19 protein-coding genes and 1 tRNA gene are annotated in these 23,068 nt (G+C 54.3%); 18 read left to right on the forward strand and 2 right to left on the reverse strand.

Annotated features, from left to right (window positions below; all coding sequences use genetic code 11):
• Positions 1-18 precede the first annotated feature (18 nt).
• From KO216_RS03015 to KO216_RS03035, 5 genes are all read left to right on the forward strand, one after another.
• Positions 19-1,470 carry a sensor histidine kinase gene (locus KO216_RS03015; RefSeq protein WP_215524020.1) on the forward strand — a complete coding sequence of 484 codons (1,452 nt, stop codon included), beginning with the start codon at positions 19-21 and terminating at the stop codon, positions 1,468-1,470.
• Positions 1,471-2,409, forward strand: coding sequence for a TatD family hydrolase (locus KO216_RS03020; RefSeq protein WP_215522853.1), 939 nt, complete (start codon positions 1,471-1,473; stop codon positions 2,407-2,409).
• A gap of 114 nt (positions 2,410-2,523) precedes the next feature.
• Positions 2,524-3,666, forward strand: a complete 1,143-nt coding sequence (locus KO216_RS03025; RefSeq protein ID WP_215522854.1) for a resuscitation-promoting factor — start codon at positions 2,524-2,526, stop codon at positions 3,664-3,666.
• A 12-nt stretch (positions 3,667-3,678) separates the two neighbouring features.
• Entirely contained in the window at positions 3,679-5,745 is a 2,067-nt protein-coding gene (gene rsmA, locus KO216_RS03030) for a 16S rRNA (adenine(1518)-N(6)/adenine(1519)-N(6))-dimethyltransferase RsmA (RefSeq protein WP_215522855.1), read from the forward strand.
• Positions 5,742-7,613 carry an ABC-F family ATP-binding cassette domain-containing protein gene (locus tag KO216_RS03035; RefSeq protein ID WP_251451768.1) on the forward strand — a complete coding sequence of 624 codons (1,872 nt, stop codon included), beginning with the start codon at positions 5,742-5,744 and terminating at the stop codon, positions 7,611-7,613. The genes rsmA and KO216_RS03035 overlap by 4 nt, the downstream gene beginning before the upstream one ends.
• A gap of 67 nt (positions 7,614-7,680) precedes the next feature.
• Here KO216_RS03035 and KO216_RS03040 read toward each other — a convergent pair whose 3' ends face one another.
• The gene (locus KO216_RS03040; protein WP_309547335.1) at positions 7,681-8,217 is read right to left on the reverse strand and encodes a MarR family winged helix-turn-helix transcriptional regulator; all 537 of its coding nucleotides are present in this window, start codon (positions 8,215-8,217) and stop codon (positions 7,681-7,683) included.
• A gap of 295 nt (positions 8,218-8,512) precedes the next feature.
• On the opposite strand from KO216_RS03040, the gene KO216_RS03045 reads away from it, so the two are divergent.
• The 5 genes from KO216_RS03045 (at position 8,513) to pth (ending at position 12,212) form a co-directional block, all read left to right on the forward strand.
• Positions 8,513-8,584, forward strand: a tRNA-Gln gene (locus KO216_RS03045).
• A 55-nt stretch (positions 8,585-8,639) separates the two neighbouring features.
• On the forward strand, positions 8,640-9,659 hold the full coding sequence (locus KO216_RS03050; RefSeq protein WP_215522856.1) for a bifunctional UDP-N-acetylglucosamine diphosphorylase/glucosamine-1-phosphate N-acetyltransferase GlmU: 1,020 nt from the start codon (positions 8,640-8,642) through the stop codon (positions 9,657-9,659).
• A gap of 70 nt (positions 9,660-9,729) precedes the next feature.
• Positions 9,730-10,707 carry a ribose-phosphate diphosphokinase gene (locus tag KO216_RS03055; protein WP_122820256.1) on the forward strand — a complete coding sequence of 326 codons (978 nt, stop codon included), beginning with the start codon at positions 9,730-9,732 and terminating at the stop codon, positions 10,705-10,707.
• Positions 10,708-10,903: 196 nt separating this feature from the next.
• Complete coding sequence (locus KO216_RS03060) at positions 10,904-11,527, forward strand: 50S ribosomal protein L25/general stress protein Ctc (protein WP_215522857.1); 624 nt, start codon at positions 10,904-10,906, stop codon at positions 11,525-11,527.
• Positions 11,528-11,615: 88 nt separating this feature from the next.
• A complete protein-coding gene (gene pth, locus KO216_RS03065; RefSeq protein WP_215522858.1) occupies positions 11,616-12,212 on the forward strand; it encodes an aminoacyl-tRNA hydrolase in 597 nt (198 codons plus the stop codon).
• Between the two features lie 14 nt (positions 12,213-12,226).
• On the opposite strand, the gene KO216_RS03070 is transcribed toward pth, so the two are convergent.
• Positions 12,227-13,354, reverse strand: a complete 1,128-nt coding sequence (locus KO216_RS03070; RefSeq protein WP_215522859.1) for a hypothetical protein — start codon at positions 13,352-13,354, stop codon at positions 12,227-12,229.
• A gap of 43 nt (positions 13,355-13,397) precedes the next feature.
• On the opposite strand from KO216_RS03070, the gene rimP reads away from it, so the two are divergent.
• The 8 genes from rimP to KO216_RS03110 all read left to right on the forward strand — a co-directional run bounded on the left by rimP (position 13,398) and on the right by KO216_RS03110 (position 23,067).
• On the forward strand, positions 13,398-13,862 hold the full coding sequence (rimP, locus tag KO216_RS03075; RefSeq protein WP_215522860.1) for a ribosome maturation factor RimP: 465 nt from the start codon (positions 13,398-13,400) through the stop codon (positions 13,860-13,862).
• 17 nt (positions 13,863-13,879) lie between these two features.
• On the forward strand, positions 13,880-14,878 hold the full coding sequence (gene nusA / locus KO216_RS03080; RefSeq protein ID WP_215522861.1) for a transcription termination factor NusA: 999 nt from the start codon (positions 13,880-13,882) through the stop codon (positions 14,876-14,878).
• Between the two features lie 298 nt (positions 14,879-15,176).
• A complete protein-coding gene (gene infB / locus KO216_RS03085; protein ID WP_215522862.1) occupies positions 15,177-17,969 on the forward strand; it encodes a translation initiation factor IF-2 in 2,793 nt (930 codons plus the stop codon).
• 70 nt (positions 17,970-18,039) lie between these two features.
• Positions 18,040-18,618, forward strand: a complete 579-nt coding sequence (gene rbfA / locus KO216_RS03090; protein ID WP_215522863.1) for a 30S ribosome-binding factor RbfA — start codon at positions 18,040-18,042, stop codon at positions 18,616-18,618.
• A gap of 12 nt (positions 18,619-18,630) precedes the next feature.
• Positions 18,631-19,674, forward strand: coding sequence for a tRNA pseudouridine(55) synthase TruB (gene truB / locus KO216_RS03095; RefSeq protein ID WP_215522864.1), 1,044 nt, complete (start codon positions 18,631-18,633; stop codon positions 19,672-19,674).
• 10 nt (positions 19,675-19,684) lie between these two features.
• Positions 19,685-19,843: a hypothetical protein gene (locus tag KO216_RS03100; protein ID WP_215522865.1), complete on the forward strand. Its 159-nt coding sequence runs from the start codon at positions 19,685-19,687 to the stop codon at positions 19,841-19,843.
• Between the two features lie 3 nt (positions 19,844-19,846).
• Complete coding sequence (locus KO216_RS03105; RefSeq protein ID WP_215522866.1) at positions 19,847-20,836, forward strand: bifunctional riboflavin kinase/FAD synthetase; 990 nt, start codon at positions 19,847-19,849, stop codon at positions 20,834-20,836.
• 167 nt (positions 20,837-21,003) lie between these two features.
• Positions 21,004-23,067: a Na+/H+ antiporter gene (locus KO216_RS03110; RefSeq protein ID WP_215522867.1), complete on the forward strand. Its 2,064-nt coding sequence runs from the start codon at positions 21,004-21,006 to the stop codon at positions 23,065-23,067.
• Position 23,068: the final 1 nt, after the last annotated feature.

The following is a 23,068-nucleotide window of genomic DNA, read 5'->3' on the forward strand; positions in this document are numbered from 1 at the left end:
ACTATTAGCGTGAGCGGCATGCGGGAACTGATCCACCGATATGGAAAGGATCTATCAGAAAGCGATATAGCACACCTCCATATGCTGGTGGGTGACTGGCAGGTGTTATCCGATATTGCCAGCGCCGACCTAATTTTATGGATTCCTGATGGTGAGGGACGTTTCTTAGCGGTAGCCCACACTCGCCCGGCCTCCGGTTTTACTATTCACCTCGATGACGTGGTGGGTTTGGCAGCTTCCCCAATGCGCTCAGGCATGTTGACCGCCGCTTTTGCCCCCGATTCGCGACCTGAGGTTCCCGAGGTGCGCTGGGCAGGATCCTATTCGGTGATTGCTAGTGCGCTGCCAGTCAGGCACGAAGGTCGAGTAGTGGCGGCGTTGACCCTAGAGATTAATATTCAATCACTGCGGGTTTTTGAACAGCAAGAACAATGGTTCCATCAGACCGCGAACTTGATTTGCAACATGATTTCCCAAGGTTCTTTCCCCTCCGCGTCCGTTCCTCCAACAAGTATGCATGGGATGCCACGTCTGATTGACGGTGCCATTAACCTAGATGCCGAGGGGCGAGTATTGGACTTGACCCCGAACGCTCGTTCCTGTTTGCGCCGCTTAGGGTTACGTGAAGAGGTCAACGGTGCGGTGCTAGCGGAGTTAATAACCGAGGTAGTCCAGGATCAATCCCAAGTCGATGAAGCTTTGCCCGTAGTAATCATGGGGAAAGCCTCTTGGGTAGCGGAAGTGGAGTCACCGGCAGGAACGGTATCTTTCCGGGCGTTGCCGCTAGAAGATAATGGCGAACGGGTGGGCGCTCTCCTACTGTGCCGGGATGTAAGTGAGATGCGCCGACGGGAACGCGAGTTAATGACCAAGGATGCCACTATTCGCGAGATTCACCATCGGGTAAAAAATAATTTGCAAACGGTTTCTGCGCTTCTGCGGATGCAGATTCGGCGCTCAGATTCCCCGGAAGTTAAGGCCGCGCTGGGGGAGGCGGAGCGGCGGGTGGCCTCGATTGCGCGGGTACACGAAGAACTATCACAAACGGCCAGCGAAACCGTGGACTTCGACAATATGATTTCCCGTCTGCTACGCATGTCAGCGGCGATGGCGGCAACGGATCAACTAGTGGAAACCGATTTCGTGGGTAGCTTCGGGGTAATAGATGCCGATACCGCCTCGGTGCTGGCAGTGGTGATTTCCGAGTTGGTAGCTAATGGGGTTGAACACGGCCTAGCCGATCATGGCGGCAAAGTTACTCTGGAGGCCAAAAGAGAGGGAACTGAACTTGATGTGTGGGTGCGCGATGATGGCGTAGGACTGGGCGATAAGCCGCTTTCTGGTTTGGGAACTTCGATTGTGCGCACTTTAGTGCGCGGTAACTTGAAAGGTGCGATTGATTGGAGCAGCCCAGAAGAGGGAGGAACTCAGGCACATATTCATGCCCACATAGAGGAGGAAGCAAACTAGATGGGGAAATCACGTCGGCGGCGCGGCTGGCCGGAGGTGCCGACGCCTCTAGCCGGTAAAGTCATTGACAATCACACCCATTTACCGCTGTGGGAAAAACAGATTCCCCTGGTAGAGGGGGTACGGCTCAGCTTAGCTGAACAATTGGAACGTGCCCGCCAGGTGGGGGTAAGCGCCATGATTACTTCGGGTTGTCAAGTGGACGAGCTAGCACCTACGGTGCAATTGACTGCGGAAAATCCCGCGGTATTTTGCGCACTGGCGATTCATCCCAATGAGGCGGCTTTGCACGAAAAAGTGGTGGCTACTGCCCCGGATGGGCAAACCTATCAGCTGCAGGAATGGCATCAACGTTATTCTTTAGAGCAGGCAGTCCAGCAGGTTTATGAAGCGGCGACCTCCTCGGAAAAAACCGTAGCGATTGGGGAGACCGGCCTGGACTATTTTCGAACTTCCCCTCAGGGACGGCAGGCGCAGCAGCGCGGATTCCGGATGCATATTTCTCTAGCTAAAGAGATGGGGCTACCGTTGCAGATCCATGACCGGGAGGCGCACGCCGACACTATCCGGATTCTGCTGGAGGAGGGCGCCCCGGAGCGGACTATTTTCCACTGTTTTAGCGGCGATAAAGAAATGGCTCAGGTGCTGGCTAAGCAGGGGTGGTATGCCTCGATTGCCGGACCGGTTACCTATAACGCCAATCAGTGGCAGCGAGAGGCGGCAGCGGCAATGCCTCTTTCGCTGTTGCTGGTAGAAACCGATGCCCCCTATTTGACCCCCCATCCACATCGGGGGCAGCCGAATGCCTCCTATATGACGGTATGGACAGTGCGGAAACTGGCGGAAATCACTGGACGGAGCGAAAGCGAAATGGCCGATCAGCTGGTAAAAAATACCCGTGAGATTTACGGCGAGAAAGTCGCGGCCTTAGCCGAATAGCAGCCGGTAAATACCGGGCTATAAACCCGGGTTGAGCTACAAAATAGGGTGTCCTGTTCCACCTGAGAAATTGTTCCAAAGGGGTAGCTATTTGGTAACAATCGGGTTACAGTTGTGGTTATTGAGGAATTTGCTAATGATTTCACAGCTAAAACCGGAGCAGTGAGGGTGGAAATGGGCAAGAAACATCGGCGCACCAGCGCGAAAATTACGGCGATATTCGCCGGGATTTCCGCCGCCATTGTGTTAGGTGGGGGAGTTGCCGTAGCCAGCGAATACAAGACAGTTTCGGTTACTGTCGATGGCGCCACCCGGCAGGTGCAAACTATGAATCGCACCGTTGAGCAAGTAATTTCCGATATGGGGATCAAGGTTGGGCAATATGACCAAGTGACTCCCGCCCTCGGCACCCAGATGTCTCGCAATCAACAGATCAAGATTGTGCACGCCCGTCCAGTGGTTTTGCAGGGAACCAAAGACGCAAAAATTGGATGGGGAGTAACCGATCAAGACGCTCCCAAGTTGCAGGCAACTTTTAGGGTTGACGGGCAGGAAGTTAGCGGCTCCTATAAAGAGGGCGCGGATCCGCGGGTAGCGGCGCAGGCAGCCGGCATTCAACTTTCTACCCTTGACCGAGTAACTGTAGAAAAAACCAGTGCGGACGCGGCTACCATTCGGGTTTCGCGGGTAGAGCGGGATCTTTCTAAACAAGAAGAAGTGACCGCCCCTCCGGTTAAAGAAGTTGAGGACAAGAACCTGGAGCCGGGCAAGAAAGTAGTTGAGGACGAGGGTAAAGAAGAAGTCGTCGCAAAAAGTACTTTCGTGGAAACCGTAGATGGGGAAGTGGCGTTCAAGTCCCCCGAACAGGTGACTACTGTGGTTAAAGCCGAGCCCAAAATTGTGCGGGTAGGCCCAGATAGCTCTGCAAACTTTGACTATGGGCCGGTAGTGCCCGCGGGGGAAGCCCAAGAAATGGCTCACGAGATGGTAGTTTCGCGCGGCTGGTCAGAAGGACAGTTTACCTGTCTAGTGAAACTGTGGAACCGTGAGTCAGGTTGGAATAGCCGCGCGGAAAATCGCAGTTCCGGCGCCTATGGGATCCCGCAGTCCCTGCCGGGAAACAAAATGGCCTCTGCCGGGGCAGATTGGCGCACTAATCCAGCCACCCAAATCAGGTGGGGGCTTGGATATATTGCGGGACGTTACACTGACCCCTGCGGTGCCTGGGATCATTCTCAGAAACGGGGCTGGTATTAGTAGGCTAGAGGGGTGGAAGAAAACCCTGCAGTTACCCTGCTGACTCCCAGCGTAATTCACCGGCTATGCCGCCAGCTGGATATCCGCCCTACTAAACAGTTGGGACAAAACTTTGTTACTGAGCCCAGTGCTATTCGAAAAATCGTGCGCGAAGCCGGGATAAAAGCCGGTGACCAGGTACTAGAAGTCGGTCCCGGACTGGGATCGCTAACTTTGGGGCTGCTAGAGGCGGGCGCCTGCGTGACCGCCTGCGAGATTGACCCCCGTCTAGCCCGGTTCTTACCGGCAACTATTCTCAGTCACGCTTCCGGTGCTGCCGGTCAGATGTATCTGATTCAAAAAGACGCCTTAAAGCTGTTACCTGCAGATTTAGTGGGATTGAAAAGCATTGCGCCGGACGCAGAAAAAACAGTGAGCGAGAGGGAAGATCTTTCCCGGGAGTTTTCCCCGGAAGTTTTAGTTTCTAACTTGCCCTATAACGTGGCGGTTCCGGTGTTGTTGCATTTATTTGCGGCTTTCCCTTCTCTTAAACGCGCGTTAGTAATGGTGCAAAAAGAGGTGGCACTGCGCCTGTGCGCCACTCCGGGCAGCAAAGTCTACGGGGTGCCCAGCGTAAAAATTGCCTGGTACGGCAAGGCACGGATGGGATCAGAGATTTCGCGGCGAGTATTTTACCCGCAACCCAACGTAGATTCGGCCTTAGTAGAGATCACCCGGGAAACCAAAACCCCTGTTAGAAGGGTATTCGAGGGCAGGCAAAGCAACTTAGCTCCGGGAACGGCACCTGCAGGGGAGCCAACAGAAGAAGAACGCCAAGCGGTTTTTAAACTAATCGACCAGGCGTTTGCTTCCCGGAGAAAGATGCTGCGGGCGGGGCTAAAATCTTGGGCGCAGCCCCTGGCCGCCGCGCCCCTCTTACAAGCCTGCGGAATCGATCCCACTGCCCGCGCCGAAAACCTGAGTGTGGAGCACTTTACGGCGCTGGCCAGGCTGAGGGGCGCTCTCCTTTCCGGTTTTGAAAACTCGCAACCGGATCCTAGCGAGCAAAATGCATCTGGTGAAGGCGCGCCTCAGGATTGTGAAAACCTGCCAGTAGGAGGGGAAACTTCGACAGGGAAATCCCCGCTCAAGGCGCGCGCGAGCGCCCACGGGAAAATAAATCTGTTGTTAGCCGCCGGGGAAGCTGAAGACGGTTACCACCGCCTATCCATTGTTTTCCAAGCAGTCAGCCTCAAAGAAACCGTAGAGATAACCCTGCAACCAGAGGGTTTTGACCTTGAAGTTTCCTTCAGCGCCCCGCCCGGCGCGGTTGGCTACGATTCTAGCCGCGACCAACAGGCAATGTCGGGGCTAGATCCGCAGAATAACCTGGCTATCCGAGCATTTGTGCTGGTATCCGCGCATTGTGGTTACGAGGGAGGCGCGCAGATAAAGATTAACAAACAGGTGCCGGTAGCGGCCGGCATGGCAGGCGGCTCTGCCGATGGGGCAGCGGCATTGCTCGCCGCTAACCAGGTACTGCAAGCCGGGCTCTCCCTGGGGGAATTGGCCGAACTGGGAGCTAGCCTGGGCGCGGATGTGCCCTTTGGGCTTTACGGGGGAACCAGTTTCGCGGATCGGCGCGGTGACCGGATTACCCCCCTGCCGCCAGCAAAACCCTTGCATCTGGTGGTGGCAGTTTCCCCGGAAACCCTGCCCACTCCAAAGGTGTTTCAACAGTTTGACCAGTCAGGCGTGGCATCGACCGCCTTGCCGACTATAGCGGATATAACTGCCCTGCTAGAAGCACTTTATTCTGGAAATTTGGACGCCTTAGCAAAGTTAATCCGTAACGATTTACAAGCCCCGGCGCTTGCCTTACTTCCGCAGCTGGAGGCGACTATAGAGACCGCTAAAGAGCAGGAAGCGATTCCTTTTATTACTGGTTCTGGCCCCAGCGTTATTTGCCTAGTTGACAGCGCTGAGAAGGCAGAAGAACTGGCCGCTAGGCTGGCGCAACTAGAACAAGTTGCCTACACCTTGCCGCTGACTTTTTCTGCCTCCGACATAGAGTTAGCCAGAAAGCAGTGGTTGGCGTGAGTATCTTCTTAGCTGGAACCCACGAAGCCGGCGCTCTCGCCGGCCCGCGCCGTCTACTGTCAGGAATAACCGTCAGCCTCGCTCCCTGCGACCGGATCGGAATCTTAGGTCCCAATGGCGCCGGAAAATCTACGCTGCTGCGTCTGCTGAGCGGAACCCAAGAACCCGATAGTGGCACTGTTACCTATGCGCCTGGGATAAGTTTTGCCTGCCTATCCCAGCAGCAAACCCTGGATCCTGCCCTGAACGTAAAAGAAGAAGTCCACGGGAACATCCCCGACTATCAGTGGGCATCACAGCCACATCTACGCCAAATCGATGAGGGACTCCTGCCGGATATAGATTTGTCCACAAAGTGTGGGGAGCTGTCTGGGGGACAGGAGCGCCGGGTAGCCCTGGCGCGCACCCTGGGCAAAGATGCCCCCATTTTGGCGTTAGACGAGCCCACTAACCATTTAGATGTGGAGGGAGTAGCCTGGCTAGCCTGCTACCTCAATAACCGTTTTAGCTCTGGAAACGGAGCTTTAGTGGTGATTACCCACGACCGCTGGTTCTTGGATGCGGTTTGTAACCGGATTTGGGAGGTAGTGCCCGGAGTTGATCCCGGATTTGGGCGCGAACAAATTCCCGGACACGTGGAAGAATACGAGGGTTCGTACGCTGCCTATGTACTTGCCCGGATGGAGCGGGCGCGGCAAGCCCAGGTGGCGGAAGAAAAACGTCAAAACCAGTTGCGCAAAGAACTTGCCTGGTTGCGGCGAGGCGCCCCGGCGCGTACCTCCAAACCAAAATTTCGCATTGACGCCGCTGAAGCCCTGATCAGTGATGTTCCCCCGCTGCGTGACAGCGTAGAGTTAGTGCGCCTGGCCTCGGCGCGCCTAGGGAAACGAGTAATCGAGTTAGAGGACGTGTCCTTTTCTTATCCGGGGTCAAGCCGAAAAATCTTGAACCAGGTGACTTGGCGGTTAAATCCCGGTCAGCGGGTAGGGATTATCGGGGTTAATGGTGCTGGTAAATCCACTTTGTTGGGGATTATGAGTGGGAAACTCACCCCGAGTGCCGGCAAAGTCAAACGGGGGAAAACCGTGCAGCTAGCCACCTTAGAGCAAACTCCCCACATCCAAGGGATGAATCCCGATTTGCGGGTGGTAGAAGCGATTTCCCAGATCAAGGAACGAATCCAGTGGGGGGAACAAGAGATAACCGCCGCCAAACTGGTAGAAAAACTGGGGTTTAGCAAAGAACGCGCCTGGACTAGGGTAAGTGATCTTTCGGGTGGGGAAATGCGGCGTCTGCAGATTGCCTCCCAGCTGCTGGCAGAACCTAATGTGTTGATTCTGGATGAGCCCACGAACGACCTGGATACCGACACTTTGGCGCAGTTAGAGGATCTGCTAGATTCTTTCCCCGGCACCTTGGTGGTGGTCAGTCACGACCGCTACCTGCTACAAAGGGTAACTGATTCGCAGGTGGCGCTGCTGGCTGATGGCACTTTGGCGGCGCTGCCCGGCGGAGTAGAACAGTATTTAGAGCTGCGGGCAACCGGGGAGATTCCCGCCGACAATGACCGTGAGGATGCTGCCGATAAAACTACCGGTGAGGATAGCGGGAAAACCGGGAAGCAGCCGCAAAAAAGCGGGGCGGAAATATACCGGGCGCGTAAGGAACTTTCGGCTACTGAAAAGAAACTCGATAAGCTACATCAACAGCTGAAACAGGTAGACCAGGAGTTAAGCGAAGGTGCCGCCGATACTTCCCCGGAAGGCTTGGAGTACCTGCAAAGGCTTAATCAGCGCCGCGCCCAACTGGTTAGTGACGAGGAGACGCTAGAAGAAAACTGGTTGCGCCTGTCAGAAATCATGGAGTAGACCCGGACAACCTCCGGAGCTCAAACCGGATGACTATCAGTGCAAAAACGGGGTAGCCTGCAGGGAATTAACGCAGAGGACGCACCGGGGTGCCTTCGAAAGGTAACAATAGGCGCCGCAGCAGTCCCGAGAGTACCTTCTGTTCCTCCTCATCTAAGGGAGATACTAAGTCTGACTCCCGTCGCAACAGTTCCTTGAGAGCCGCATCAACTCGGGCAACTCCCTTGTCGGTGAGGGTCACCAACACCGCGCGGCGGTCATGAGGGGAAGGGGTGCGTTTGACTAACCCCTTCTTTTCTAGACGATCAATCCGGTTAGTCATGGTGCCGGAAGAAACCAGCAGCTCCTGCAGCAGGGTGCCGGGGGTTAAAGAATAGGGGGCGGCGGCGCGGCGTAGCACCGACAGCACATCGAACTCCCAAGGCTCCATTCCTTGCGCGCTGAAGGCCTCTTTACGAGCCAAATCTAGGTGGCGAGCCAAGCGGGCAACCCGGGAATAAACCTCCATCGGAGAAACGTCAAGATCCGGGCGTTCAATCTGCCAAGCGAGAATGATGCGATCAACTTCGTCAGTAGCATCAGAGGAAATATTCTGTGGAATCACAAGCTAAGTTTACTCGATGTCGAGACAACGGTCTATGTCTTATTCTCATTATGGGCACTACGAAGCTAGGTTTACCGAAAATATGGATCTGGACACACAGCTAAGCTGGCTGTCCCGCTGAGCACCCCGAATATGCGTAGCCTGCCAGCTCCTCCGCCATAGCATTTTTGCTCCCGCGTGGGCATATGCGTTTCCTGATTAACAAAAAATTTTATGAGTGAAAGCGGGGTGGTTGCTCTCGTTAATACATTCCGGTTTAGGAAACTTATTTGCCCTGTGTAATATAGAGGAGTATTCCGCCCTGGTGTATAGGTAACACGCGGGCTTTTGGTGCCTTGAGAGCCGGGTTCGAATCCTGGGGGCGGAACTGGCAGTTAAGTGCCTATTCTTTCCAATCCGGCTACCTACAAAGGGGTCAAATAATGGAAAATACGCCCGCTGCAGCGATTATTTTGGCTGCTGGTAAAGGCACTCGTATGAAATCTGCTCGCCCCAAAGTGCTGCACCCCCTAGCGGGCAAAGCGCTGCTGGGACATGCTATCGATGCGGTCGCCGCCCTGAAACCAGGGGCGTTGTGCGTGGTTATTCGCCATGAACGCGAAGCGGTAGCCCAGTATGTAAACAGCTACTGTCCGCAAGCAATTTTGGCTGACCAAGATGAAATCCCGGGAACCGGGAGGGCAGTGCAATGCGCCCTCCAAAAACTGGGTGAGCAAGGCCAGCTCAGCGGAACCGTGGTGATTACCTCCGGAGACGTGCCACTTCTGGAAAGCTCCACCCTCGAGAGAATGCTGCAAACCCATCAGGGAGCCGGAAATCAGGTAACTATTTTGACTACCCAAGTACCGGATCCCACTGGCTATGGCCGGATAATCCGCTCCGAAAATGGCGCGGTCAGCGCCATTGTAGAAGACCGCGACTGCCAGGAAAACCAGCGACAAATCCGGGAAATTAACGCAGGCATCTATGCTTTCGATGCCCAGTTCCTGACCCAGGCTCTTTCGGGACTGGATACCGATAATGACCAGGGCGAGGTTTACCTGACGGACACCATTGCGATAGCGGCCGGAAACGGGCGCGCCGGAGCCTATCTGCTCGATGACTATATGCAGGCCGAAGGCTGTAATGACCGGATACAGCTGGCGGGGTTGCACCGGGAATATAACCGGCGGATTCTTAACCAATTGATGAAGGATGGGGTTAGCATTATTGACCCCGAAACCACGTGGATTGAAAAAAGCGTAACTATTGCGGCTGACGCCGTGATTTTGCCGGGATGCGATTTCCACGGCGACACGGTGATTGGCGCTGATGCCGAGGTCGGTCCCTTTACTTCTCTTCGTGATGTAAAGGTAGGGGAGGGCGCTCAGGTGCGGCGCTGTGATTTGCAGGCAGTAAATATCGCTAATGGTTCCAACCATTGTTGCGAAACCAACCTGTAGGGCGCTTCATGACTTGTAGAATCAAAATAACGGCAGGGCGAATCTGGCCAAAAATGAAAGGTAACACGCAATGACGGGGATTAAATCCGCAGGTCAAAAACACCTTCTGATTGTACCGGGACGAGCATACCCCGAACTTGCACAGGGGATAGCCGAGGAACTACATACCGAGGTGCTGCCCACTGTCGCCTACGATTTTGCCAATGGCGAGATTTATGTACGGTTTTCAGAGTCAGTACGCGGGGCAGACTGCTATGTAGTGCAATCCCATACTGCTCCTTTGAACAAGTGGGTAATGGAGCAAATGATTATGGTAGATGCCCTCAAACGGGCATCCGCGGCTCGCATTACCGTAGTCGCGCCCTTCTTCCCCTATGCCCGCCAGGATAAGAAACACCAAGGACGCGAACCCATCTCTGCCCGCCTGATTGCCGATTTGTTCAAAACTGCTGGTGCTGACCGGTTAATGAGCGTGGATTTGCATGCCGCTCAAGAACAAGGATTCTTTGATGGCCCCTGGGATCACCTCTATGCCCAACCGGTCCTGATCGACTATGTAAAAAGGCGGGTTGATCAAAGTAATCTCACGATTGTTTCCCCCGATGCGGGCCGTATCCGGGTGGCAGAGAAATGGGCAAATAAGCTGGGTGGTTGCGAACTAGCCTTCGTGCACAAAACCCGGGACACCACCCGCCCCAATGTGGCGGTTGCCCACCGGGTAGTGGGTACGGTAGAAGGTCGCACTTGCGTACTGGTCGATGACCTGATTGATACCGGGGGTACTATCGCCGAAGCGGTTAAGGTGCTGCTACATTCGGGAGCAAAAGACGTGATTGTGGCCGCCACTCACGGGGTACTTTCTCCGCCAGCCGCCGAGCGCCTGTCTACCTGTGGGGCTCGCGAAATCATTGTCACGGACACTTTGCCGATTTCAGCGGATAAACGTTTCCCGCAGCTGACGGTACTACCAATCGCGCCTCTACTGGCTAGCGCGATCCGGACCGTTTTTGATGATGGCTCCGTTACCGCCCTCTTTGACCAAGATTAGGTAAAAACTCCTGGCTTTAAATGTGAGTTGCCAGACCTTTTCCTACTTCCGGTTTTACCTGGCCGGATCGGGACTATATCCTGAAAGCAGGTTGCCTCGGCGAGGGCGCATTTGCGCCGTTATCGACGTGGCCGTGGGGAAACCCACGTCCTCCGGGGTTCCGTAAATATCCGTAATCCTAAGGAGGAACATAGAAATGGCGGCAGAACTTTCCGCACAAGTACGCAAAGAAACCGGCAAAGGCGCAGCGCGTCGCGCTCGCCGCGCGGGACAGATTCCGGCAGTTCTCTACGGTCACACTGTAGAAGAAAACCTGCACCTGAATCTGCCAGGTCACGAGACTTTCCTGATTGTAAAAGATAACCCGAACGCGATTATCAACCTGGATGTGGATGGGGAAAAGCACCTGGTGCTGCTAAAGGAAATCCAGCGTCACCCGGTACGCCGCGACATTCTCCACATTGACCTGTTAGCGGTTAGCCGCGACGAAAAAGTCGAGGTCGAAGTACCAGTCTCGGTGGTTGGCGAGCCTACACCTGGCACCGTGGTCAACCTGGAAATCTTCAACTTGCCGGTGGAAGTATCCCCCTTGGAGATCCCCGAAGAAATCGTTATCAACGTGGAAGGCTGGGAAGAAGGCCGCGTCTTGCGTGCTAGCGAGCTAGAACTACCTGCCGGGGTAACCACCACTCTGGACGACAATCACGACGTACTCTCCATTACTCTGCCGGAAGAGATGCCGGAAGAGCCCGTTGCTGAAGAGAGCGAAGAGGGCGAAGAGGATTCCGAGGAAGAAGCTACGGAAGAATCAGCAGAGTAACCACTGGTTATACTTTTCGGGGAGGGCGCAGGCCCTCCCCGAAATCAATTTTTAGGGAAAAGATTTAAACGATATAAAGGGGTAGAAAGTGGCAGAATCCTGGCTGGTGATTGGCCTGGGTAATCCGGGCGATAAATATGCAGGTACCCGCCATAATGCCGGGCACCTGGTGATTTCCCATCTGGCGCAAACCCAAGGAGAGCAGCTGCGGCGCCACAAAACTGGCAGCCAGGTAGCCACTATGCGTCTGGGAATGCCCGGAATCCAAACCCCCGCTGTGCAGCTAGCCATCTTGGATTCCTTTATGAACACTTCTGGGATTCCTACCGCGAAACTGGTGAAGTTTTTCGGGATTGATCCTGCTGAACGTTTACTGGTAATCCATGATGACCTGGATTTGCCGGCCTTCGATTTACGACTTAAACGCGGAGGCGGCGAAGGCGGTCATAACGGCCTGCGTTCCATCAGTCAGAACCTGGGAACCAGAGACTATGCGCGCCTGCGTATCGGGATCGGACGTCCGCACCCGCGGCAAGATCCGGCAGACTACGTACTTTCGCGCTTTCCTCGGGGGGAACAAGCCGCCCTCGAAGATGCCCTGGATCGAGCCTGCGAAGCCGTAACCGAAGTAGTAACCGAGGGATTTACTCGCGCCCAACAGCGCCTAAACACTCACGCCAGTTAGGATGCTGCAGCCAGTTAAGGTTTGACCCCCACCCTAGCGGTTTTTACCTTCGCGTCCTTAGCACTTAACCCGGGTAGACTTCCCGCATCCTGCCCTAGCTTTCCTCGCAAGTCCGTCAGGCCGCTCAGGGTTTGGGCAATCAGAGCCTTTTGAGCATCCGGCACTACTGTCAACAAATTCATCTCTACTTCAGAAGCGATTTTTAACCCATCGGCGGCGGCCTGCTTGTCGCTGCCGCTCAGATCGGCAAAAGGCTGATAAACCGCTTCCCGCGGATCTGTCCCCAACTGGGTAACCAACTCCTGTAGCTGCCGACGCAACAGGGGAGTGATCTCTTCCGAAACCAGCTCTTTCAGCTCGGAATCGCGACCTTGCGCCGCATTTTTTTCGATATTGTAGCGCAGGGCATCTAGCTGTCTAATCCCTTTGCTCAGTTCTTTCTTTTGCTGATCGCTAAGAGGAGTTTTCTCCTCTTTTCCTTTGCGATTTTCCTCCGTTTTATCAGGGCGCCACTTGCCATCCTGGTAGCGCAAGGCGGACAGCTGGCTAGGATTAGCAGGCGGTAAGGTTAAAGAAGCAGCCGCCGCAATCTGCTTATTTTCACGCTCCATGGCCACGCCCGTAGCCACCAGTACCTTCGCGAGAGCCGCGGTCTGTTTTAACTGTGCTACTTCGTCCTTATCGCCCTGGGAAGATTCTTGGCTCTCCCTAGCCACGGCAGCTAGAGTCAACCCATCATTTAAGGCATTTACCTGGCAATCTACTAGCTTTTGCATCAGAGCTTCACTGTTTCCCGGAATCCGATAGGGTTGCGGTTCCGGCAGGTTCTCCGGTTTTTCTTTCCCCGCTATCTTTACCTGGGGACTGGGCCAACGCGGCCCCAGCACTTTACCGCGCGCCTCGAAACCATCTTTAAAAGCTAAAAGATCGGGACTACCGGCAAATACCTGTTCGATACCGGCACCGATTGCCTCTTGACAGGCACTAGCTCGTTGGCGTGCCACCTGCGTCTGATCCGCACGCACCGCATCTCCGCTGCCATCATCGATGCGAACCCCGCATCCGGCAAGACTCAGGGAGGCGCTTAGTAATAAGGTAAGGGGAACAATCCAAGTTTTCTTCATCAAAGTTAAGTTTGCCACGGGTAACATGTTTTTAGAAATAAATAATTAGCGAGGGGAAGAAATGAGCAAAGCAAAAACTAAACTAGAAGATGAACTCTACGAGTTATTAACCGGGGATTGCGAAGATGCTGGACTTTTTCTCGAAGACGTGTCTTTAAAACGTGCCGGAAAATATACCCGCCTAGTGGTAACGGTAGATTTACCCCGCGGACCGGGTGCGGTGCGTGAAGATCAGCTTTCTCAGGCGACCTTAGAGATTTCTCGACACCTGGATGAGGTTGACCCGATTAACGGCACCTATAACCTGGAGGTCACTACCCCTGGAATTGAGCGTCCTCTAAGGGATGAACGCCAGTTTTCCAGGGCGATTGGGCATCAGATCTTGGTGAAGAGGTGTGAGGGCACCAACGAAGAGGGTAAGCTGGTGGCTACGACAACTGAAGAAATCGAACTGGAAACTGCCGCGGGCCAGCGCACCGTCCCCCTAAAAGATATTGCGCAAGCCCAGATGGTAGTGAAGTTCTAAAGCTCGTAAGGAGCATCATGGATATTGATATGGCCGCGTTACGCATGGTAGAAGCGGAAAAGGGTGTCAGCTTAGATACCCTGATGGCTGCTATCGAGGACGCCCTCTTGAAGGCCTACCATAACGCCCCCGGTGCGCTCGATGACGCACGAGTAGAAGTTAATCGCAAGAACGGTCACGTAATCGTGATGGCATCCGAGATCGACGAGAACGGCAACAAGATCGGCGAGTTCGATGACACCCCCTCGGGTTTTGGGCGCATCGCCACTACTACCGCCCGCTCTATCATTATGCAACGGCTGCGGGAAGCTGAGGACGACCAGGTGTTGGGGTCTTTCCGAGATAAGCAAGGCGAAGTGATCTCGGGAATTATCCAGCAGAGCCGGGAAAAAGATGCAGTAGTGGTCAAGGTTGGCGATTTTGAAGCAATTTTGCCGAAAGCTGAGCAGGTTCCCGGGGAACAGTATCGTCACGGACAGTGGATACGCGCGGTGGTGGTGAAAACTATGCGCGGGGAAAAGGGCGCCCGGATTGAGATATCGCGCCGCCACCCTGACCTGGTGCGGGGACTATTTGCGCGAGAAGTCCCGGAGATTACCTCCGGAGAAGTGGTTATTGAATCAGTGGCGCGCGAGGCCGGATACCGTACCAAGATAGCGGTACGTTCTACTCGCCCCAATATCAACGCCAAGGGAGCCTGTATCGGACCTATGGGTAGGCGCGTGCGAGCGGTGATGAATGAGCTCAACCACGAAAAAATTGACATCATCGATTATTCCGAGGACGTGGCCACTTTTGTCGCTAATGCCCTCTCACCTGCACGTGTTACCTCTGTCACGGTGGAACCGGCAGAACATGTACTTGCACACGTGGTGGTACCGGATTTCCAGCTCTCTCTCGCGATTGGTAAAGAGGGGCAAAATGCTCGTTTAGCTGCTCGTTTAACCGGGGCGAAGATCGATATTCATTCCGATATCGACCAGGAATCTGCCGCGGAGGAATCCGAAAACCTTTAGTTTAGGTCTGCGCCAGCTTCCTCCGGCTTCGGCTTATTTCCGCTAAAGCGCTAGTATAGAAGGTGGAACCTATCTTTGGTTGCAATGGATGCGTCGGTTCTGGGCTTTTGCCTTGGCCGGTGCTTTATTGTGAGCGGTGTAGGAACTTTTCAGTAAGGTTACCGGCATTTACACCCAGTAGATGCCCGATACAGGAAAGCAGGGTTGGAAGCTGATGGTCACCCGATGAGCAACCAGCGATGATCTGCCAATTAAACCAATAGCCTGCTCCTCGCTGGGCAGGCCAGCAAGGAGAATTGTGGCGAAACTTAGAGTTCATGAGCTAGCTAAAGAGCTCGGAACCACTTCGAAAATTGTGCTGCAGGCACTAAAGGACTCGGGGGAGTTCGTAAAAAGCGCGTCCTCAACTATTGAGGCTCCGGTTGCGCGGAAAATGCGTGAGCATTTTGCCAAGCTAGCCGAAGAACAAGAGGCGGCGGCTCCCAAAGCTAAAGCGGAGAAACAGAAGGCGGCTCCCAAGACCGCTAAAGCCAAGGCGGGGGCGAAAGCTGGCGCTAGCAAGGCAGCTGGAAGCAAAGCCGCAGCTAGCAAGGATACAGAAGCTAAGGCTGAACCCCAGTCCAAGGCTAAGCCGGCCGCTAAAGGCGCCAAGAAAACTGCCGCTAGTAAAGCAGCGCCGAAGCCTGGCCCGAAACCGGCCGTTAAAGAAACTGAGGCGAAGCCGCAGAAAAAGGCAGCGAAACCGGAGGCTAAACCCGGTAGGTCAGCGGCGAAACCTGGCCCGAAACCGGCTCCGCGTCCCGGCGGTCCGCGCCCGGGGAACAATCCTTTTGCATCTTCGCAGGGAATGCCGCGTCCCGGCGGTCCGCGCCCGGGGAACAACCCCTTCGCATCCTCCCAGGGAATGCCACGCCCCGGAGGCAGCTCCGGGCAGCGTAAAAACGCTGGTCGTGGACGTCCCGGACGGGGGAATAGACGGGGTACGGGGGCAACTCCTAATGTGATGCCCACTCATTCAGCATCTGCGCCTATGATGGATCAGCCGGCTCCTTCGCGCGGTCAACGGCGCGGTGGCGGCGGGCAAGGCGGTCCAGGAGGTTCCGGTGGTCCGGGTCGTCCCGGCGGTCACCGGATGAATAACCGTGGTCGCGGTGGTTTTGGCGCCACTCAAGGGGCGTTTGGTCGCGGCGGTTCTTCTAAAGCGAAGCGGCGTAAATCGAAACGCGCTAAACGCGCCGAGTACGAGCAAACAGCACCCAAGATTGGTGGCGTGCAGGTACCTCACGGCGATGGCTCCACGCCCTTACGCTTGCGTTCGGGTGCGTCCCTGGCCGATATGGCAGATCGGATCGACTGCGATCCCGCATCCTTGGTCACCGTATTGATGACCTTGGGCGAGATGGCGACTTCTAACCAGTCTTTGGATGAAGACACCTTGGTCACTTTAGGCTCTGAACTGGGCTACCAGGTTGAAGTAGTTTCCCCAGAGGACGAAGATCGCGAACTGCTGGAATCCTTCGATATTGATTTGAAGGAAGAAGAACAAAGCGATGAGGAAGATGCTAAGCCTCGTCCTCCGGTGGTTACGGTTATGGGTCACGTTGACCACGGTAAAACCAAGCTGCTGGATGCGGTGCGCGATACCGATGTGGTTGGTGGCGAGCACGGCGGAATCACCCAGCATATTGGTGCCTACCAGGTAAACATCGATATGGATGAGGTTCGCCGCGCGATTACCTTTATCGATACCCCCGGTCACGAGGCGTTCACCGCTATGCGTGCGCGCGGGGCGGAAGTTACCGATATCGCGATTTTGGTGGTGGCTGCTGATGACGGGGTTATGCCCCAGACAGTGGAAGCGATCAACCATGCGCAGGCTGCGAATGTACCGATCGTGGTGGCGGTCAACAAGGTTGATAAACCTGAAGCCAACCCGGATAAGGTTCGCGCTCAACTCACTGAATACGGTTTGGTAGCCGAGGAATACGGCGGCGACGTAATGTTCGTTGACGTCTCGGCTAAGCAGCGTAAAGGTATTCATGAATTGTTAGAGGCAGTGCTGCTAACTGCAGATGCTGCCTTAGAACTGAAAGCTAATCCGGATGCTCCTGCCCGCGGGGTGGCTATTGAAACTCGCCTAGATAAAGGACGGGGCGCGGTGGCTACTATCTTGGTGCAGCGCGGTACCTTGCGCGTTGGTGACTCGATTGTGGTGGGTTCGGCGCATGGCCGGGTTCGCGCCATGCTTGACGAGTACGGTAATACGGTTGAGGAAGCCGGTCCTTCTTTCCCCACGGCGGTGCTGGGGCTTACCAGCGTGCCGGGAGCAGGAGACTCCCTGCTGGTAGCCGAAGATGAACGCACTGCTCGCCAGATTGCCGATAAGCGGCAGGCACAGCAGCGCGCTGCCCAACTGGGCAAACGCCGCAAGCGGATTTCGCTGGAAGATTTCAATGCCGCTTTGGAACAGGGCAAGGTAGATACTTTGAACCTGATTTTGAAGGGCGATGTTTCCGGTGCCGTCGAGGCCTTGGAAGATTCACTACTCAAGATCGATGTGGGCGAAGAAGTGCAGCTGCGGATTATTCACCGCGGGGTTGGCGCTATCACCCAAAACGATATCAACTTGGCCAGCGTAGACAACGCGGTAGTGATTGGATTCAACGTGCGCCCGGCGCAGCGAGTGGCCGAATACGCCGATGCTGAAGGCGTAGATATGCGCTTCTACAACGTCATCTATCAGGCGATTGAAGATGTTGAGAACGCTATGAAGGGCATGCTCAAACCCATTTATGAAGAAAAACAGATGGGTACCGCCGAGATCTTGCAGGTGTTCCGTTCCTCCAAGTTCGGTAATATCGCTGGTTCGCTGGTGCGTGAGGGTCTGATCAAGCGTGGTGCTAAAGCCCGCTTGGTGCGTGACGGCGTAGTAGTTGAGCCGGAACTGCAGATTTCTTCTCTGCGTCGCGAAAAAGACGATGTTACCGAGGTTCGCGAAGGCTACGAATGTGGTATTTCGCTGGGCGTCAAGGACATCAAGGTTGGCGACCAGATCGAAACCTGGGAAATGGTAGAGAAACCGCGCGAATAGCGTTACTTGTCGGCTTTTCGGGCGCGAGTGTGTTGCGCCCGAAAAGCCGCATTAGGTGAAGGAGTTTTTCATGGCCGATCAGGCCCGCAGGCGCAAAGTTGAAGAGCGGATTCAAAACACGGTGGCGCGGCTTTTAGAGCGTCGCATCAAAGATCCGCGCATCGGTTTCACTACGATTACCGATTGCAAAGTCACCGGAGATCTGCAACATGCCACTGTTTTTTACACGGTTTTTGGAGACGAGGACGACCGCAAGAAAACTGCGCGTGCTTTGAAAAGCGCTAAAGGTTTGATTCGCTCCGAGGTGGGTAAGGCACTAGGGATTCGCCTTACCCCCACCATTGAGTTCACCCTCGATGCTCTGCCGGAGCAAGCCGCCAGTTTTGAAGAAAAACTGGCTAGCGCTTTGCATTCTGACCAGCAGCTACGTGGAGTTTCCCAGGCGGCCTCCTATGCCGGAGAGGAAGATCCCTATCGTAAACCCCGGGAAAAGAAGGTTTACGAAGACGCTCCTGCTGCGCCGGCTTTCACCGAGTGGACTGGTGAGGACGATATTTTGGGTGAGGACGCAGAGGGCGACGCTCCCGCAGAATCACCGGAACCTGGCGAGATAGAAATATCCGGCGATGATAACCACTTCGAAAGTTAAGTAGCTGCAGTTATGGACACTGCTAAAGGGGCTCCGGATTTTTCTCCGGCAGGGGCAGAACTGGAAGTTCCTCGTGCCGCAAGAACTGCTCCTGATGGGGTGCTGGCGGTAGATAAACCCCTGGGGGTTACTAGTCATGACGTGGTTTCCCGTTTGCGCCGCTTGGCGGCAACCCGCAAAGTTGGACACGCGGGAACCCTAGATCCGGCGGCCTCGGGTGTATTAGTGGCCGGTATTGGGCGGGGAACTAAATTGCTGCAGTACCTGCAAGGACAAAGAAAAACCTATGCCACTCGGGTCTGTTTCGGGGTGGAAACCGATAGTGAGGACGCTGAAGGGACTATTACGGCTAAGCGCGGAGCTATCCGGGAAGACCTAGAGAACCTGGAAAGCGTGCTAGCTACTTGGCGCGGGCAGGTAATGCAGGTGCCGAGCGCTTTTTCTGCTCTGAAAATCCGCGGGCGGCGGGCAGCAGACCGGATTCGCGCGGGCGAAGAAGTGAAGCTGGAACCGCGTCCGATTACTATCTATGAACTTTGCGCCCTGGGGGAGCCGCAAGCGGGCGAGCATGCAGGGACACCGGTGGTTTACCAAGATTTAAAAGTTATTTGTTCCGCGGGTACCTATATTCGTGCCCTCGGGCGAGATCTGGGAAAGCAACTGGGAGTGGGGGCGCACCTAGTAGCCTTGCGCCGCCTCCAGGTCGGCTCCTTTGACGCTAGCGGTAGTGATAACCCCAATGAGTCCTTACCGGCTTATTCTTTGCAAGAATTATCGCAGGTGGTAGCGGCGGGAGAAGAACTGCCGCTAGTTAGCCTAGACGCGGTCTGTCGCGACCTCTTCCCCAGCTGTCAGGTAACCCCGGAAGTGTTAACTGCGTTAGGTTATGGTCAGCGTCCAGAAATCAGCTCTCAAATTGGCGGTGACCTCGGGAAAGAAGACTCGGATAAACTCGAAAAAATCTACGCCCTGCATCTTCCTGCCCAAGAAATATCGCTATTGGCGTCGCCAGTGGAGGGCAAGTGGCGATCTGTACTAAGTTTACAAAGTAGGTAAAAGGAGAAACATGAGCGAAGAAAAGCAAAGCTCCGGCGGTTGCGGTTGTGGATGCGGCTGCGGTGGCAAAGGCAAAGGTAGAAAAACAGCGGAAGAAAAACGTACCGGCGAGCTAGGAGTGCCGGCGAACGGCAGGCCGGAACTGGGCGTGCGGCAAAGCGAAAAGTAAACCGTGGAAATCTGGACTTCCCCTCCGCAACTGGACAAAGAGCAGCGCACTGTCGCCACTATCGGAATTTTCGATGGGGTGCATAAAGGCCATACCCGGATTTTGAAAACCGTGGTAGAGAGGGCGCGACGGGCGGGGCTAAAAGCGGTAGCAATTACGTTCTCACCCCACCCTTCCCAGCTGCATAATCCCGAAAATCCTACCCTCTTAATCCAACCGCTTCCCGACCGGCTGGACGCTATGGCGGCCCTGGGACTCGATGCCACCTGGGTAGTGCCTTACACCTGGGAACTGGCCAATCAAAGTCCGCAAAGCTTTATCGACCACTACTTTGTGGAGAGTCTGCACCTTAAAGAACTGGTGGTGGGCCAAGATGTCCAATTTGGGCAGGGGAATCGTGGCGATATAGAAACTTTGCGCCAGGCGGGACTGGCCCAAGATTTTCAGGTAATCGAGGTTGCCGATATTACCGACCAGGATGCGCGCCGCTATTCATCTACCCGGGTGAGAGAATGCCTAGCCAGAGGAGATGTCCAGGGAGCTGCCCGTATTTTAGGGCGCAGCTATCGGTTGCGCGGAGTGGTGGAGCGCGGTTTTCGGCGCGGACGGATGCTGGGTTTCCCCACTGCCAATCTGGGAGGAACCGAAGGCCTGGCGATTCCTGCCGATGGGGTATATGCCGGGCATTTGGTGCGTTCGGTGCCGGGAACTAATGCAGTCGAGCATCTACCGGCGGCGATTTCGGTAGGCACTAATCCGCAGTTTTCAGGAAAGAAAACTACGGTAGAAGCCCATGTACTGGGGCGCGCTGACCTGGATCTTTATGATGAACCAATAGCGATTGATTTTATTGCCCGCCTACGGGAGATGCTCAAATTAGAAAGCGTCGAAAAGCTACAGGCACAAATGGATGAAGATTTGCGTTCCTGCAGCGAAATACTGGGGGTTCCGCCGGCAGGAAGGGTTAATCCTGACGAGGTAACCGCGCTTTAGGTTTGCTAACCGGTAGCCACTCGGCATCTCTGGCGGTAACTGGTTACTGGAGCAGACGGCAACCAAAAAACCTATTGCCGCACATTCGAATCCTGAGAAGAGCTATATTTTTAGTGGTGGGACTCGCACTATCAAGACTGAAAATAAAAGGCTAGGGAGGATACGGAATGGAAACTTTACACTTTGCAGTTGTCGCCTTGAGCTCTGTGTTACTTTCGTCAGTCCTCGACCAGATGATTTCCCGCGTCTCCCTGCCTTTGGTGCAAATCGGGATTGGTTTGCTAATGGCCGTTTTTATCAGCGGCCCTCTTGAATTTAGTTTAGATCCCGAGCTGTTCTTGGTGCTCTTTATCGCTCCCTTACTCTATGATGAATCCCGAAATGTATCTAAACGATTGCTATATCGGCATCTTTCGGCAGTGCTTAATTTGGCAATCAGCTTGGTTATTTGCAGTTGCTTAGCTGTAGGCTTCCTCTTGAACTTTTTACAGCCGTCAATCCCGTTAACGGCGGCTTTTGCTTTGGGGGCGGCGTTAGGTCCGACCGACGCGGTTGCGGTAGGAGCCTTGTCGGGTACGGTAAAACTTAATTCGCGGCAAAGCGCTTTACTAGCTGGTGAATCGCTGATTAATGATGCTTCCGGAATTGTTTCTTTTCAATTCGCGGTGGCGGCTGCCGTCACTGGTGCTTTTTCTTTAACCAATGCGGCGGGAGCTTTTGCCGTGTCGTTTTTGGGGGGACTATCCCTAGGGGTATTACTGGGGATTATATCTTTGCTGATACTAAAGGCAGTGCGGGGGATTGGGCTCGAGTCCACGGTTTTCCACGTGACTTTTGAACTGCTCTCACCTTTGGTTTTCTTTATTATTGCTGAAGAGCTGCACGTTTCCGGGATTTTAGCGGTAGTTGCCGCTGGTCTTGTGGTTACTTTAGTTCCGCAGAGGACGAGTGCTTTTGCTGCTCGGGTACGTCTGGTGTCCGGTTCGGTTTGGGAAGTTGTCGCGTTTATTCTCAACGGGATTGTGTTCATCATGTTGGGTACGCAAATCCCGGGGGTGTTTAACAGTACTTGGCATGAAAATTTGAATCCGTTATCCCTGATTGGGTTGGTTTTTGCGATAACTGCCTTAAGCGTAGTTTTTCGTTTTGTATGGGTATTGCTTTTAGATTGGCGTTACTATCGACGTTTGCAGCGAAAGGACAAGTTCTCTAACGAGCTTAAAGAGGCTTTTCCAAGCGGCAAGGTTCGCGCCCTTAAACTTATTCAAAATGCCCTGGTCACTACTTTAGCTGGACCTAAAGGGGCAGTTACCTTATCGATTGCTTTTACTTTGCCGCTGGTGACGGCGGGAGGTAAAGAGTTTCCTGCCCGCGGCGAGTTAATCTTTATTGCTTCCGGCGTTATTCTATTGACTTTGTTGATGGCTAATTTCTTGACCCCCTTACTTACTCCTACTCCGGAAATACCTGATGATACCGAGCTTCATCAGGCACGTGCCCGGGTAAAGAAGCAGGTAATAAAGGTTTTGCGGGAACAGTTCGCGTCTCGTTCCCCTTTGGCGGTCACGGTGGTTTGTACGCGTTTGACCCGCCAAATTAATGAGGATTTGGATTCTTCTCATTCCCATAATCTTTTCCGCGAGATTCGGATTGATACTATTCGTCACCAGATGCGTCTACTTGATGAAATCGCGGATTCTGGGCAGGCAGATAAAGCGGTAGTAGCGGCTATGCGCAAAGTTTTACGTCGCTCCTTACTGTTATCCGGTTCGCAGTCTACCGCCCATCATCCTGGGAAAAGCTTGCGCGGTGTTGGTCAGTTTCTGCGTAACCGTTTAGGGGACTGGTTTAGGAAGATGCGGTTAAAGTCCGGTTCTACCCCGGTAATTGAAAATTCTAATGAGATGCATGCTATGCGGGTACGGATGGAAGAGGAAGCCATCAAGTATTTGCGTGCCCGCCAAAGCACCACCGATGATTTGGAGCGTCAAGTTGCTGCTTATCTGCTAGAGGGCCACCAGGAGATAATGGAGTTTTTGAAGAATTATTCTCGCTCCCATCCGAATAATTTGCAGGTAAAAGTAGATCAGTTAGAAGAAGAGTCCTTGCGGCTGCAACTGGGGTGTATTCAGGATTTACGGGAGGACGGTATTCTCAGTGATGATTTGGCTGATGCGCTGCGGCAGGAAGTTTACCTGTTACAAATGAATTATGCTGATGCTGGTCATTAAG

The organism is Varibaculum prostatecancerukia, assembly GCF_943169825.2.
Classification (GTDB): Bacteria; Actinomycetota; Actinomycetes; order Actinomycetales; family Actinomycetaceae; genus Varibaculum; species Varibaculum prostatecancerukia.